12 protein-coding genes are annotated in these 14,250 nt (G+C 71.9%); 7 read left to right on the forward strand and 5 right to left on the reverse strand.

All coding sequences use genetic code 11. The features are described 5' to 3' along the window. The first annotated feature begins 268 nt into the window (after positions 1–268). The gene (locus ACWD26_RS20710) at positions 269–1,939 is read left to right on the forward strand and encodes an IclR family transcriptional regulator domain-containing protein (RefSeq protein WP_451272038.1); all 1,671 of its coding nucleotides are present in this window, start codon (positions 269–271) and stop codon (positions 1,937–1,939) included. A gap of 152 nt (positions 1,940–2,091) precedes the next feature. Beyond that, the gene (locus tag ACWD26_RS20715) at positions 2,092–2,817 is read left to right on the forward strand and encodes a TetR/AcrR family transcriptional regulator (protein WP_451272040.1); all 726 of its coding nucleotides are present in this window, start codon (positions 2,092–2,094) and stop codon (positions 2,815–2,817) included. Positions 2,818–2,859: 42 nt separating this feature from the next. On the opposite strand, the gene ACWD26_RS20720 is transcribed toward ACWD26_RS20715, so the two are convergent. The 5 genes from ACWD26_RS20720 to ACWD26_RS20740 form a co-directional block, all read right to left on the reverse strand. Then, positions 2,860–3,732, reverse strand: coding sequence for an ABC transporter permease (locus tag ACWD26_RS20720; protein WP_451272042.1), 873 nt, complete (start codon positions 3,730–3,732; stop codon positions 2,860–2,862). A gap of 2 nt (positions 3,733–3,734) precedes the next feature. After that, positions 3,735–4,469 (reverse strand): ABC transporter permease, encoded by a 735-nt coding sequence (locus ACWD26_RS20725; protein WP_451272334.1) that lies wholly within the window; start codon positions 4,467–4,469, stop codon positions 3,735–3,737. Positions 4,470–4,616: 147 nt separating this feature from the next. Next, positions 4,617–5,711, reverse strand: coding sequence for an ABC transporter ATP-binding protein (locus ACWD26_RS20730; protein WP_451272044.1), 1,095 nt, complete (start codon positions 5,709–5,711; stop codon positions 4,617–4,619). A gap of 371 nt (positions 5,712–6,082) precedes the next feature. Beyond that, on the reverse strand, positions 6,083–7,471 hold the full coding sequence (locus ACWD26_RS20735; protein WP_451272046.1) for an AfsR/SARP family transcriptional regulator: 1,389 nt from the start codon (positions 7,469–7,471) through the stop codon (positions 6,083–6,085). Positions 7,472–7,664: 193 nt separating this feature from the next. Next, complete coding sequence (locus ACWD26_RS20740; protein WP_451272048.1) at positions 7,665–8,078, reverse strand: MarR family winged helix-turn-helix transcriptional regulator; 414 nt, start codon at positions 8,076–8,078, stop codon at positions 7,665–7,667. 125 nt (positions 8,079–8,203) lie between these two features. Between ACWD26_RS20740 and ACWD26_RS20745 the strand changes: the two genes are divergently transcribed. The 5 genes from ACWD26_RS20745 (at position 8,204) to ACWD26_RS20765 (ending at position 14,183) form a co-directional block, all read left to right on the forward strand. Then, positions 8,204–9,664 (forward strand): MFS transporter, encoded by a 1,461-nt coding sequence (locus tag ACWD26_RS20745; RefSeq protein WP_451272050.1) that lies wholly within the window; start codon positions 8,204–8,206, stop codon positions 9,662–9,664. A 1,011-nt stretch (positions 9,665–10,675) separates the two neighbouring features. After that, entirely contained in the window at positions 10,676–10,996 is a 321-nt protein-coding gene (locus ACWD26_RS20750) for a hypothetical protein (protein WP_451272052.1), read from the forward strand. Positions 10,997–11,017: 21 nt separating this feature from the next. Continuing rightward, on the forward strand, positions 11,018–12,229 hold the full coding sequence (locus ACWD26_RS20755; RefSeq protein WP_451272054.1) for an acyl-CoA dehydrogenase family protein: 1,212 nt from the start codon (positions 11,018–11,020) through the stop codon (positions 12,227–12,229). After that, on the forward strand, positions 12,226–13,137 hold the full coding sequence (locus tag ACWD26_RS20760; protein ID WP_451272056.1) for a hypothetical protein: 912 nt from the start codon (positions 12,226–12,228) through the stop codon (positions 13,135–13,137). The genes ACWD26_RS20755 and ACWD26_RS20760 overlap by 4 nt, the downstream gene beginning before the upstream one ends. After that, a complete protein-coding gene (locus ACWD26_RS20765) occupies positions 13,134–14,183 on the forward strand; it encodes a ThiF family adenylyltransferase (RefSeq protein ID WP_451272058.1) in 1,050 nt (349 codons plus the stop codon). The genes ACWD26_RS20760 and ACWD26_RS20765 overlap by 4 nt, the downstream gene beginning before the upstream one ends. The last annotated feature ends 67 nt before the right edge of the window (positions 14,184–14,250 follow it).

The raw sequence follows: 14,250 nt of genomic DNA on the forward strand, positions 1-14,250 counted from the left end.
TTGGGTGGGTGGGTTTGTGCGGGTGGGTGGGGGTTGTTCGCGCAGTTCCCCGCGCCCCTGAAAAGTGGGGTGGGGGTTGTTCGCGCAGTTCCCCGCGCCCCTGAAAAGCAGGGGCTGCGCCCCTTGCTTTTCATCGGCCCGCAGGGCCGTGCTTTTTTGGGGGCGCGAGGAACTGCGCGAGAAGCCCCACCGGGCCGCACCCGCCGACCAACAGAAGCCCCCGAGCTCCCAGGCGCCCGGCCCAGCTGCGCAGCATTACCGTGGGCCCATGCTCCCGAACGTCACGAGCGCCGCCTCCGCTCCCGCGCCCGCCGAGGCCGTCGCACCCCTCATGCGGGGGATCACCGTGTTGTGCCGGCTCACCGAGGCGGACGGGACGCTGAGTCTGAGCGGGCTGGAGAAGGCCACCGGGCTCGCGCGCTCCACGGTCGACCGGATCACGGCGACGCTGGCCCGCATGGGCTACGTACGGCTGGACGGCCGGGACGCGGTCCTCGCCCCCCGTCTGATGGAGCTCGGCAACGCCTACCTGGCCGCCATCCGCCTCCCCCGCCTCCTCGACTCCCACGCGGACGCCCTCGCCGACGAGCTCGACGAGTCGGTGTCCCTCGCGGTCGGCGACCGGGACGGCATCCGTTTCATCCACCAGGCCACCCGCCGTCGCGCGATGTCCCTCAGCTTCCGCATCGGCGACCTCCTCCCCGCCGAACGCACCGCGCCCGGCCCGCTGTTCGCCACCGAGTGGGGGCCGGCGGACTGGGCACGGTGGCGGGCACGGCGCGCGGCCGATCCCGAGGCGCGCGGCTTCCCCGCCGTACCGCCGCGCGACGGCGCGTACGACGACTTCGAGGCGCGTACGGCCGAGGCGGGCGCCCAAGGGTGGGCGCTGGACGACCAGTTGATCGAACCGGGGCTGGTGGCCGTGTCCGTACCCGTGCGGGATCCCCGTACGGGGCGGGTCGCGTGTGTGGCGAGCGTCGTCAGCCACACCAGTCGGCACACGGCCACGTCGCTGCGGTCGGTGCTGTTGCCACGGTTGCGGGCGACCGTGGCGGAGATGGAGCGGGAGCTGCGCGAGCCCGCCGCGGTCGCCGCCGCGGCCGACGGCTCCTCGGTGCCGTCCGGGCTGGCCGCCTGGACGGGTGCCTCCAAGCAGGAACTGGGCCGGGAGTTCGTCGAGTCGCTCGCGCGGGGGCTCACGGTCATCACCTCGTTCGGGGAGGGGCGGGCCGAGCTGACCCTCACCGAGGTCGCCCGGGCCACCGGGCTCGCCCGGGCGACGGCCCGGCGGGCGCTGATCACGCTCGAACACCTCGGGTACGTCGAGTCGTACGACCGGGTCTTCCGCCTCACGCCCCGGGTGCTGGGGCTGGGGTTTCCGCCGCTGTCGATGCTCGCGTTGCCCCGGATCGCCGCGCCGCACCTCGCCGAGCTCTCCGAGCGGGTGCATGACTCGGCGTCGCTCGCGATCCTCACGGGGGACGGGGAGGAGGTGCAGTACACGGCGCGGGTCGCCACCAGCCGCATCATGAGCGTCAACATCACGCTCGGGACGCGGCTGCCGGCGTACGCGACGTCTCTGGGGCGGGTGATGCTCGCCGATCTGCTGCCCGAGGTCTCCCTGCCGGAGCGGCTCGTCCGGCTGACGCCGCACACGGTCACGGACCGGCGGGAGTTGCTGGCCGTGCTGGAGCGGGTTCGCGGGGAGGGGTACGCCCTTGTCGACGGGGAGTTGGAGGAGGGGTTGCGGTCCATCGCGGTGCCGGTGCGGGGGCGGGGTGGGCGGGTGGTGGCCGCGGTGAACGTGGCGATGCACAGCAGTCGGCGGTCTGTTGAGGAGTGTGTGGGGGAAGTCCTGCCGGAGTTGCGGGCGGCGGTGGCGCGCATCGAGGGGGAGTTGCGGGTGGCGGGGAGGTTTCGGCGCGTGGCGGGGGTGTGACGCCCCGTCCGCCTCCGGGTGTGCTCCGTCCTGTAGCCGTCCTGCGCGACCGGCACGCGCCAACACCGTACGTCCGCGCGAACAGTGTACGCTGGCGCGTCAGACGTACGCTGGGCGCGTCAGACGTGCGCAAGGTAGAGGAGGAGCGTCCCATGGCCGCCGAGAAGCAGGGTTTTCAGTCCGTGTGGACCCGGCCCCGGGTCGGGCGCGAGCAGCCCGTGCTGAGCCGGGAGCACATCGTGGCCCAGGCGCTGCGGCTGCTCGACGAGGAGGGCATCGACGCGCTGAGCATGCGCAAGCTCGGCGGTCGGCTGGGCGCCGGCGCCACCTCGCTCTACCGCCATGTCGCCAACAAGGACGAACTGCTGGAACTGGTCGTCGACGAGATCTACGCCGAGATCGAGGTCCCCACCGCCCCCGACCCGGCGAACTGGCGTACCGACACGGCCCGTTGTGCCCATAGCCTGCGCGCCACGATCCTGCGTCACCCGTGGCTGGCCTCCGTGCTCGGCGAGATGGGCATGTCCTACCTCGGCCCGAACTGGATGCGGATCTCCGAGGCCATGCTGCGCCTGCTGACCACCGCCGGCTTCCCGGCCGACGAGGCCGACCGGGCGCTCACCACCGTCGTCGCCTACGTCACCGGCATGGCCACCAGCGAGGCCGCCTGGCTCAACGTCCTCGCCCGCAGCGGCCAGGACGAGCAGACCATGGTCGAGCGGCTGTGGCCGGCCGCCGAGGAGGCCGCCCAGGACTACCCGCTGCTGCGCGAGGGCTACGCCGACCAGCGAGGGGTGGATCCGCGGGCGGCCCGGGAGGAGGGGTTCCAGTACGGGCTCGACCGGGTGCTGGACGGGTTGGAGACGCGCCTGAAGTGAACCGGCGTCAGCCGGTGCGCGTCTCCAACTAGCCCTGCCGCCCTACCCATTGACGCCCGTGTACCGGCTCAGGCTCCAGTTCCACAGCAGGCGGGACAGCACGAAGGCCGCCAGGCCGATGAACGGTGAGGCCGCCGCGAGCGCCTCCGGTACGCCCATCGCGTCGCCGTGCCCGGTCAGTACGCCGGCCGGGAAGTAGGCGATGAAGGCGAGCGGCACGACGAAGGTGAACGCGGCGGAGGCCGCCTTCGGCAGGATGCTCAGCGGGTAACTGCCGAACGTGCCCATCAGCTCCTCCAGCCACTGGCTCCAGTACGAGGTGGCGGGGAAGTGGAGCGCGGCGGCGGCCAGGGCCGTGAAGAGCGCGGCCTCGACCAGCATCCCGCCGAGGACGCCCGCCACCACGTACGCGATCCGGCCCGCCGTCCAGTCGAGCGAGCTGCGCTGGAGGGCGGCGACGAACAGGCCGACCGCGACGACCAGGTCGCCGATGGCGTTGACCGGGAAGAAGGTCAGCTGGATCTGCCGGTAGACCGGCATCGGCCGGATCAGGCAGGGGTCGACGACCCCCTCCTGGACGAGGATGTTCATGTACTGGACGCGGCCCAGGAACAGCACGTACAGCCCGTGGGCCAGCATGCGCATGCTGGCGATCAGCAGCACGTCGGAGCTGGACCAGCCGCCGAGTCCGGGGAACCGGGTGAGCAGCACCGAGGCGAAGACGACGATCGAGACCTGCCAGATCGCCCCGACGGCGACGCTCATCAGGAACTCGCCCCGGTACTCCAGTTGGGCCTTGAAGTTGAGCCGGGTGATCCGCCAGACGACCCGCCAGGCGTGCGCGGGCCCGTGCGACGGGGCGGGCGGGGAGGCGGCCGGGGCAGGCGCCGGCGCTGTGCTCGGTGAAGTCGTCATGGTCATCCTCCCTGGGCCACGACACGTCGGCCGGCCCGGTCCCAGAGCCGGCGGGTGAGCAGGGCGAGCAGCACGATCCAGACGGCCTGGACCGCCATCTGCCCGAAGGCGTCGTCGACGCCGATCCGTCCGACGTAGATGGAGAGCGGCACGCCGAGGGTCGCCTGGAACGGCAGGAACGCGCTGAGGGTGATGAACCAGTCGGGGAAGTACCACAGCGGCGCGTACACACCGGAGAGCAGGTTCTGTGCGAAGACGAGGATCAGCAGGGCCGCCTCGTTGCGCAGGGTCCAGAAGCAGAGCAGGTCGACCAGCATCATCACGTAGTACAGGACCAGTTGGCCGAGCAGCATGCTCACCACGAAGACCCCGGCCACCGAGGGGGAGGCGGGCGGGGGGACGACTCCGACGGCGAGACACAGCACGTATCCGGCGAGGACCCAGCCGAAGCCGTACAGCTGGTCGCCGAGAGCGCGCAGCGCGTAGTACCGCTGGGGTTTCATCGGCCGCAGGTACCAGTAGACGATCGTCCCGAAGTGCAGATGCTGGATCACCGTGTCGCGGCCCGCGCTCCGGTCGAGGCCGCGGATGCGGTTGGCGAGGACGGCGAGTACGGCGTAGCCGACGGCCTGGGTCTCGTTCAGTCCGGCGCTGGAGTCGGTGTTCGCGTACAGCCCCCGCCAGAGGTAGACGACCAGGCAGACCTGGACGAAGAGCCGTATGGCGGTGGCGGTCATCCGGGGCGGGGCGAGCAGCTCGCCCCGGGGCGTGATCCAGGCGACGCGGCGGGTGCGGGAGAGGGCGGCGGCGAGGGTGGAGGCTGCGGGAGGCGTAGGGGCTGCGGGAGCGGTGGGGGCGGGTGTCCCGGTCGTGGCGGCCACGGCTCAACCGCCTTGCGCGGCGGTGGAGGTGACGGTAGCCGGCTCCTGTGCCGGGATGTCGCTGAGGTACGCGGCGCGCATGACGTCCTCCAGGTCGTTCTCCTCCAGCGCGATGTCCGCGACCCGGAACCGCCCGATGATCACCTTCAGTGCCTCGTGCACGGTGGGGGCGTCCTCGCCGACCGGCCCGAGCACGACGCTCGGCCCCTCGCGGCGCAGCACTCCGATACCGGCGAGACCGGGCAGCTGCACGGGGACCCCCGCCGTTCCCGCCCCCTCAGCGCGCTCGATCTCCTCGACGTCGGCCGTGTCGGCGAGGGTGGCACGGACCTGCCAGGTGCCGCCGAAGCGGCGCCGGATCTCCTGGAGCGGGCCGTCGAGCACGATCCGGCCGTGGTTGATCAGCACGACCCGTTCGGCGAGCCGTTCCACCTCGGTCATGTCGTGCGTGGTGAGCAGGACGGTACGGGCGCGCTCCTCGACCTGGTGCCGCAGGAACCGTCGTACCTGCTCCTTCACGACCACGTCCATGCCGATGGTGGGCTCGTCGAGGAAGACGACGGGCGGGTCGTGCAACAGCGAGGCGGCGAGATCGCAGCGGACCCGCTGGCCGAGCGAGAGATGCCGGACGCGGGTGTCCCAGAACCCGGAGAGTTCGAGCAGTCCGTCGAACTCCTCGATCCTGGCCCGGAACTGGGACTCGGGAACGCCGTAGATGTCCCGGAGGATCTCGAACGACTCGCGGGCGGGCAGGTCCCACCACAGCTGCGTCCGCTGCCCGAACACGGCCCCGATGTTGTGGGCGTTGCGCTCCCGGTCCCGGTGCGGGACGACGCCCGCGACGAGCGCCTCGCCGGAGGTGGGGGTCAGAATGCCGGTGAGCATCTTGATCGTGGTGGACTTCCCGGCCCCGTTGGGACCGAGCAGCGCGAGCAACTCCCCTTCTCCCACGCTGAACTCGACGTCCTGCACCGCGACCTTGGCGACGCGCTGCGGACTGACGAGCGACCTGAGCGCCCCCGCGAAACCAGGTCGCCGAACGGTCGTCTGGAACACCTTGGACAGCCCGCGCGCCTCGATCACCGCAGTCAATGGCATCGCACCCCTCGGGTTCGGGATTCCGAACATCATTCGACACAACGGCGGCCATGCTAGGGGCCGCGAGGCAGCCGGGAGAAACGAATATGGCGGCCCCGGCGGGCCCGCTCTCCGCTTCCCCGTGGCCCTGCGCCGGCAGTGCCACCCCGGCACCAGCGCGCCGCCGGAAGGGTCTCCTCCGGGCGCGTCACGGCGGCCGCGTCACGGCGATGCCCCTCCTTCTGGTGGCGGAGGGGCATCGGCGGCGTACGGGGCTTGCGCATCGGTCGGTGCGGGGCCCGGCCCGGCGCCGCGCATCGCCGGCCGAGGGCGGCGCCGCTCCCCGTACATGTGGCGCGGCGGGTGTCAGAGTACGTGTGACGCGGCGGGTGTCAGACCAGGACGGTGGTCGACCAGGGCACGGCGGCGTTCCAGCCGGGCCAGAGGCTTTCGGGTTCGGCGCGGGCGGTCAGCACCACGAGCAGCGGGGTGCGGCCCGCCGCGCGGAGCACCTCGCCGACGCAGTCCGGGACCGCGCCCCTGACGTCGTGCAGGTTCTCGGCGACCACGACCAGCGGGCCGTGCGGGGTGGCGCGGCGCAGGGCGGCGCGCAGCTCGTCGCCGAGTGCGGCGCCGTCCGGCCCGGTGCGGACGTGCCAGACGGTGACCTGGCCGTCCTGGCGGAGCCTGCGCGTGAGTTCGGAGAGGAGCCGGCCCTGGTCTCCGCCCGTGCCTCCGGCGAGCGTCACGACGTGCGGGCGCCGCCGGCGCTGCACCAGGGCCAGCAGCGCGAACAGCAGATCCAGTTCGGCGTCGGACTGGGAACTGAAGTCGATGTCGCGGATGTCAGGCCCCTCGGAGGGGAGCAGGGCGGGGTCCTGGTTGATGATCGCCTGGTGCAGGTCCCGTACCTCGCGGCTGGGTTGGACCCCGAAGTCGTCGCTCAGCTGCTGCTGGAGCCGTTCGTACGCCCGCAAGGCCTCCGCCTGGTGGCCGGCCCGGTAGAGGGCGAGCATGAGGAGGTGGCAGGACCGTTCCCGGGAGGGCTCGGCGGCCGACGCGGCCTCCAGGCAGTCGATCACCTCGCGGTGCCGTCCGTTGCGGAGTTCAGCGTCGCAATAGTCTTCCAGGGCGGCGGTCCGGGCGCTGTCCACCACCGCCAGCTGGGGCCAGTCGATACCGGATTCGGCGAGTTCCTGCCCGGCCCGGCCCCGCCACAGGCCCAGCGCGGCGCGCAGGAAGCGGGCGGCGCTCTCGGGCTGTCCGGCGGCCAGCGCGTTGCGTCCCTGATCGGCGAGGATCCGGAACCGGGCCAGGTCCAGGGTTTCGGGCGCCATCCGCAGCATGTAGCCCGGGGCCTGGCTGACCAGGGAGGCGACAGGGGCGGGTATGCCCCCGCGTGCCAGCACGCCGCGCAGCGCCGAGATGGTGTTCTGGAGCACCTTGCGGGCTGTTGCCGGAGCGTCCCCGTCGGGCCAGAGGACCTGCATGAGGTCGCTGGTGGCGACCACCTGGTTGGCGTGGAGCAGGAGGAAGGCGAGGATGGCGCGCTGGTTCATGCCCCGCAGCGGGAGCGGTCCGGTCGCGGTGACGATCTCCAGTGGCCCGAGGAGCCGGAAGGACACGCCCGGGTGGGCGGGGGTCGCCGGCCGGACCTCACCGAGCGGACCGGAACTGGCGCGTGTGGGCCCCGCGATCCCTGAGCCGGACTGCGGCGCCGTACGTGGTCGGCGGATCGCCAGGCCGTGGGTACTTATTCGCGGCACCGTCTGGTTGAGCATGTTTCCCCCCGTATCCGACTGCCATCAGGGGGGACGGCCCGGCACGCAGGCGCGCGGAGCCCGCTATCGCGATTGCGCGGCCGCCCCCCTGGTCAGCCACCTTTGCTTGCCTGCAAGGAATGCATGGGCAGTCAAAGAAACCGTGAATTACCTGGGACGCTATCAGACAGGTCAATGGCACCAGCAGGTAGTTCTACTGGTGAGTAGCGGCCAGCCCCATGACGTCCCTTACGCCTGCGCTGTTTTCGGCCATTTCCCGCAGCACCGCCTCCATGGTGGTGGCGGACTGCGAGAAGAGTTGCCGGCCGGACGGGGTGAGCTGAACATCGAAGCCCCGGCGATCGTTGGAGCACGGCCTGCGCTCGACATAGCCGGCGCCGACCATCTGCGCGAGCAGCCGTGAGACCTGCGGCTGGCTGCGGGACACGCGAGCGCTGAGGTCACCCGCACGGATCCAGCCATCCGTGTGCGCCATCACATCCATGATCTCGAAGGCGCTGGCGCACAGGCCGTGGTTCTCGGCCAGCACGCGCTCAGCGGCCTGGTTGATCTGCGCACAAGCGCGGGTCACGGCCACCCATCGATCGGTCAGAGCTGTTTCTGTCACGCCCCTCATCGTAGGTTCGCCGCCGCCGCTTGTCGATGCATACACATGCATGTAGTGTGCCGCCTGAGTTGATTCATTCACATGCATAGTTACGTAGACGCATTCGTTCAGACGAAGGAGACGTGGTGACCGAGCAGACGCTGGCACCCCAGCCCGCCGAGCGGGACGCGGAACAAGCGCCCGCGCAGGCCCCCGGCAAGGCCCCCTGGACCACCCTGGTCGTGGTCGGCGTCGCCCAGCTGATGGTCATGCTGGATTCGACGGTCGTGAACGTGGCCCTCCCCTCGATCGGGACCCAGCTGCCCGCCGATCAGACCGCCCTGCAGTGGACCATCAGCGCGTACGTCCTGATGCTCGGCAGCCTGCTGCTCTTCGGTGGCCGCGTCTCCGACGTCTTCGGCCGTCGGCGCACCTTCCTCACCGGCCTCTCCGTCTTCGCCGTCGCCTCCGTGCTCTGCGGCGTCGCGGGCAACCAGGAGCTGCTCGTCGCGGGCCGCGCCATCCAGGGCGCCGGGGCCGCGCTGCTCTCCGCGGCGGCGCTGTCCATCATCCTGGCGGTCTACCAGGACGAGGAGCAGCGCAAGATCGCGCTGACCGCCTGGAGCGGCCTCGGTGTGATCGGCGCCACCATCGGTGTGGTCCTCGGCGGTCTGATCGTCACGGCGATCAGCTGGCGCTGGGCCTTCCTGATCAACATCCCGGTCAGCATCGCCGCCTTCATCGGCGCCCTGCGCAGCATGCCCGCCCTGCGCACCAGCAGCGGCCGCAAGCTGCGGCTGCCGTCGGCGGTCGTGTCCACCGCCGGACTCGCCGCCCTGTCCTTCGGCCTGATCCGGCTGCACGAGGGATTCGGCGACCGGAACGCCTGGATCAGCATCGGTGCCGCCGTGGTCCTGCTCGCCGCGGTGACCTTCATGGAGATCGGCCAGGCCGACCCGCTGCTTCCGCTGCACCTGCTGCGCAAGCCCACCTACTGGCTGTCCAGCATCGGCCTGCTCCTGGTGGCCAGCGTGATGATCAGCAGCTCGTTCCTGGCCAGCATGTACTTCCAGCGGGTCCACGAGATGAGCGCCTTCGTCACCGGGCTCTCACTGCTCCCCATGGGCCTGGCCGCCCTCGTCGTCGCGCTGGTCGCGCCTGCCCTGGCCAATGCCCTGGGCCTGGGCGGCATGTACGCGGTCGGCGCCGCGCTGCAGCTGGTCGGCACCGGCATCCTGGCGACCGGTACGGACAGCGTTCCGCTGACCATCGTCGCCCTGGCCGTCATCGGCGCCGGTCTGCCCGCCTGCTTCGTCCCGTTGTTCGGCATCGGCACCTCGCACGTCAAGCTGGAGGAGTCCGGCGTCGGCTCCGGTCTGCTGAACACCTTCAACGAGACCGGCGCGGCCCTCGGCATCGCCGTCATCGGCACCATCCTCGCGACCTCGGTCGACAGCCGTCTCGACGACGGCGGTTCGGTCGCGGACGCGACCACCACGGGTGTCGGCGACGGCTTCCTCGCCCTGGCCGTGTGCTCCGGCATCGCCATCGTGATCGCCCTCGTGCTGCGGTCGCTGGCCCGTGCGCCCCAGGGCGCCGACGCCTGACGGTTCCCGGCCGTCGCCGGGCTCGTGAGGCGGGGCGACGGCACCGCCGGGGGCACTCGGCAGGCCCGTGAGACCGGGCTACGGGCAGCGCCGGGGGCACTCGGCAGGCCCGTGAGACCGGGCTACGGGCAGCGCCGGGGGCACTCGCCGGGCCCGTGAGACCGGGCTACGGGCAGCGCCGCCGACGACCGGGCCAGGCGTCCGGGTCCGCCCGCGAACCGACCGTCGGCGGGCCCTTGAGGCCGGGCGACGGCATCGCCGAACGGCCGGGCCAGGCGTCCGGGTCCGCCCCGCGAAACCACTTGGTCCCCCCTGAACGTGGGCTTGCAGCCTCCCCCGACTGCAAGCCCACTTCGCGTTGTCCGGGCCGTGCGCGCGACAGCCGACGGACCCTACGGGCATGCCGGGCGGGCCCTGCGCGCAACAGTCGGCGGACCCCACGGGCCGGCCCGGCGGACCCACAGGCCGACCCAGCGGACCGTGCGCACGACAGCCCGCGCACCCCACAGGCCCACCCACCGAACCGTGCGCACGACAGCCGGCGGACCTACGGGCCGGCCCGGCGGACCCGCAGACCGGCCCTCCACCCAGTTCCGGCCAGCCCATCCACTCGGCCCCTCGAACCGGCTTCGGTCGCCCGTCCACTCCGCTCCGGTCGGCCCCTCGAACCGGCTTCGGTCGCCTGTCCACCCGGCTCCGACCAGCCCGTATCGTCCCCCAATGGACGGCCGATTACCGCCCGCTGGAGCGCGCGTTCCACTCCCGTGGAGGGGCAGTTGAATTCATGGACAGGGCCGCTCGAATATCGGTAGCTTAATTACCGACCGGTTGCCCGGTGCCGAGAAATAAAAACCCCGGCAGGAGCTGTCCGGACCGTATTCAGATCGGCTCCCGATTCCGCCCGCACCCTGTTCCCGTCGGTAATTCACCAAGAGTTCGCACGCAATTCACCGCCTGCCCTGCGACCGGTATTCATTACGCGACCCCACCCTCAAACGCGAAGGAATTCGCATGGCCATTTCACCCGAAGAGCTCTCGAACACGCTGTCCGCCGCCGCGAAGGCCGCCCCCGCCTGGCAGGCCGCGGGTGCCACCGTCCGCTTCGTGATCTCCGAGCCCGATACCGAGCTCACGCTGGACCCCCAGGGCGCCCTGACCGACGCCGAACCCACCCACGTGTTCCGCATCAGCCACGCGGACCTCGCCGACCTCACCGCGGGCCGCCGCACCTTCCTGCGCACCGTCACCAGCCGCCGTGTCTCCTCCCACGGCCCGGTCATGCAGACGTTCGCCGTCGGGCAGGCCCTGACGACCTTCGCCCTCCAGCGCTGAACGCCCAGACAAGGACCCACCATGACGTACACGCACAACCCGGCCGCCCACCCGCTGCTCGACTCCTTCGAGTCCGGCTTCCTGAACGACGTCGTCGCCTTCGCCCGCGAGGAGGTCGCCCCCGGTGCCGCCGAGCGCGACGGGATCGAGAAGGGCCAGGTCGACTGGGACACCGTCCGCAAGGGCCACACGCTCGGCCTGCTGCGAATGGCCATCCCCCGCGACTTCGGCGGACTCGGCCTGAGCCAGCTCGCCCTCGCGCTGACCCTGGAGGAACTGGCCGCCGCCGACCCGGGCATGGCGCTGATCTTCGGGGCCACCGGCCTGTTCCAGACCCCGCTGCTGATCTGCGAGAACCCGCGCCTCCAGGAGAAGTACCTCCCCGCCTTCCTCGGCCCGGAGCCGGTCCTCGCCTGCAACGCGGTCGCCGAGGAGCGCAACGGAACCGACCTGGTGCTGCCGCAGCAGGCGCCCTACGCGCAGGACATGACGGTCGCCCGCCGCTCCGGTGGCGAATACCTGCTCACCGGCACCAAGCGCTACATCACCAATGCCCCGGTCGCCACCTACGCCACGGTCATGGCCAACCTGGCCGACGCCCCCGGCTCGACCGGCCTGACCTGCTTCGTCACCGAGCTGGAGCAGGACGGCGTCACCCGCGGCGAGATCCACGACAAGGTGGGCTACCGCACCGCCCCCGCCGGCGAGCTGATCCTCGACAACGCCCGGGTGCCCGAGGAGAACGTCATCGGTGACGAGCGCGGCGGCTGGGACCTCAACGTCGCCATCGGCAACCTCACCCGCGTCACCTGCGCGGCCGTCGCCACCGGTATCGCACGGCACGCCCTGGACCGCGCGGTCGCGTGGGCCGGCACCCGCCGGCAGGGCGGCCGGCTGCTCTTCGAGCACCAGATGTCCGCCCGCAAGCTCGCCGACATGTCCGCCCGGGTGTCCGCCGCGCGCGCCCTGTACCTGGACGCCGTGCTGAAGGCCGACACCGTCATCCCGACCCCGGCCTACGAGCCCGCCGTCGCCAAGATGGTCGCCGACCGCGCCGCCATCGACAACGCCGACGCCGCCATGAGCCTCATCGGCGCCGCCGCCTTCCAGCGGGAGGACGGAATGGACCGGGTCCTGCGCGACGCCTACGGCCCCCGGATCTACGAAGGCAGCCCGGAGGCGCTCGCGCTGGTCATCACCGGCGAGCTGTTCGGCGTCCCGGAGGTCCGGTGACCGCCGCCGCCCCCACCAACGCCCCCGCCCCCGCCAAAACCCCCGCCGCCACCAGCGCCTACCGGGAGCGCGTGCTGCGGGACACCGCCGGGATCAGGCTGCCCGACCTGGACAGCCACGTGGACGGCGAGCCGCTGTTCCGCTCCGCCAGTCCCGAGGGTCTGCTGACCTTCACCGTGCGCGGAGCGCAGCTGCCCGCCGCCTACCTCCACGACGTCTACCGCTTCCGGCTGGCCCAGTACCTCAAGCGCGGCTGGCTCAACGAAGAGCTCGCCGCCGCGGCGGACATCACCGCCGAGCCCTACGACGCCCACGCCCTCCACGACCAGCACACCCTGGTCGTCGAGGAGGAGACCGGGCGGCTGCGCGGCTACGGCACGCTGGCCCACACCCGCAGCCCCGAACACACCCTGCTCGGGGACGACGCCCACCTGCCGTTCGTCGTCGAACGCGACTACGGCCTGCGGCTCGCCGACGAGCTCGGCACGACCACCCCGGCGAACCGGGTGTGGGAGGGCAAGCGGCTCATGCGCGACTACGCCATGGACCGCTCACAGGCCGCCGTGTCCGTTCCCTGGTGGGTCTACCGGGGCTGGGCCGAAGGCTGCCTGCGCGCCCTGGCCGAGGACGGGGCCGCGATCGTCGGCGACGGCAAGCCGAACGGGGCCATCCTCCAGCTGTCCCTGCTCGGTTTCCGCGCCCGGACCCTCGACGTGCCCGCACGCGAGCCGGACCCCGCCGACCTGTTCGCACCGATGTGGGACCAGCAGCAGCGGTCGTACCCCTTCGTCCTCACCGACGACAACGCGCTGCGCCCCACCCTGACCCACCTCGACGCGATCCTCGCGTCCGGGGAGACCGGGTCGGTCGCGGCCCGGCTGACCGCGTTCAAGGAGGCCAGGGCATGAGCCGGAGCACGGACCGGAGCGGCCCGCCCGACGTCGGCCTGCCCGACGTCAGCCCGCCCAACGTAGACACGTCCGACGTCAGCCCTCCGGACGTCGGCACGCCCGCGGAAGCCCGCGAGCTGGACGAGGAGCTCTACTACGCCTCCCTCACCCAGCGCAACCGCGGCCTGATCCCCGCGGCGCTCCAGGAGCAGATCCGGCACACCCCCCTGCTCATCGCGGGCTGCGGCTCCATCGGCGGTGCCACCGTGCAGCCGCTGGGCCGCATGGGATACCGGGACTTCGTCCTCGCGGACGTCGGCACCTACGAGCTGAACAACCTCAACCGCCAGCACGCCACCGTCGACGACCTGGGCCGCAACAAGGCCGAGGTGGGCGCCGACGCCCTGCGCGCCATCAACCCGCACGTCCGGGCCGAGGTGGTGCCGGTGGGCATCACGCGGGACAACGTCCGGGAACTGGTCCGGCGGGCCGAGGTCGTCGTGGACGGGGTCGACGTGACCACCCCGTCCGGGCTGCGCGCGAAGATCGCCCTGCACCAGGAGGCGTGCCGCCAGCGCAAGCCGCTGGTCACCGGCTGGGACATGGCGGGCATGCTGGCGGCCCAGTGCTTCGACTACCGGCTGGTCCGGCGGATCTTCGACGGCCAGCTGCTGGCCGAGGACGTCGACGTGCTCAGCACCTGGGAAGTGATCTTCCGCATCGCGCCCCGGTCGCACATCCCGGGCGAGATGTACCGCGAGCTCCGCCGAGGCCTTGGCCGCCCCGACTACAGCGTGCCGCAACTCACCGAGGCGGCGACCCAGTTCGGCTCGCTCGCGGTCCACATGGTCAACCAGCTGGTGGCGGGCGAGGACGTGCCGCGCACGGTCGCCGTCGACGTCCACCACATCGCCCTGACGCCCGGGCGCCGGGTCCTGGACCGGGTCACCCGCCACTGGGAGAGGGCCCGCTTCCTGAACCACCTCCCGCGCGAGCAGGCCTGGCGCGGATTCAGCCCCGCCCCCGTGTACCGGCTCGGCCGCCGTTCCACACCGGCCGCATGACCATGGCCCGTCCGACACCGACCGCATGACCATGACCCGTCCCGCACCGGCCGCATGACCATGCCCC

The sequence above is a fragment of the Streptomyces sp. NPDC002787 genome, assembly GCF_053592095.1.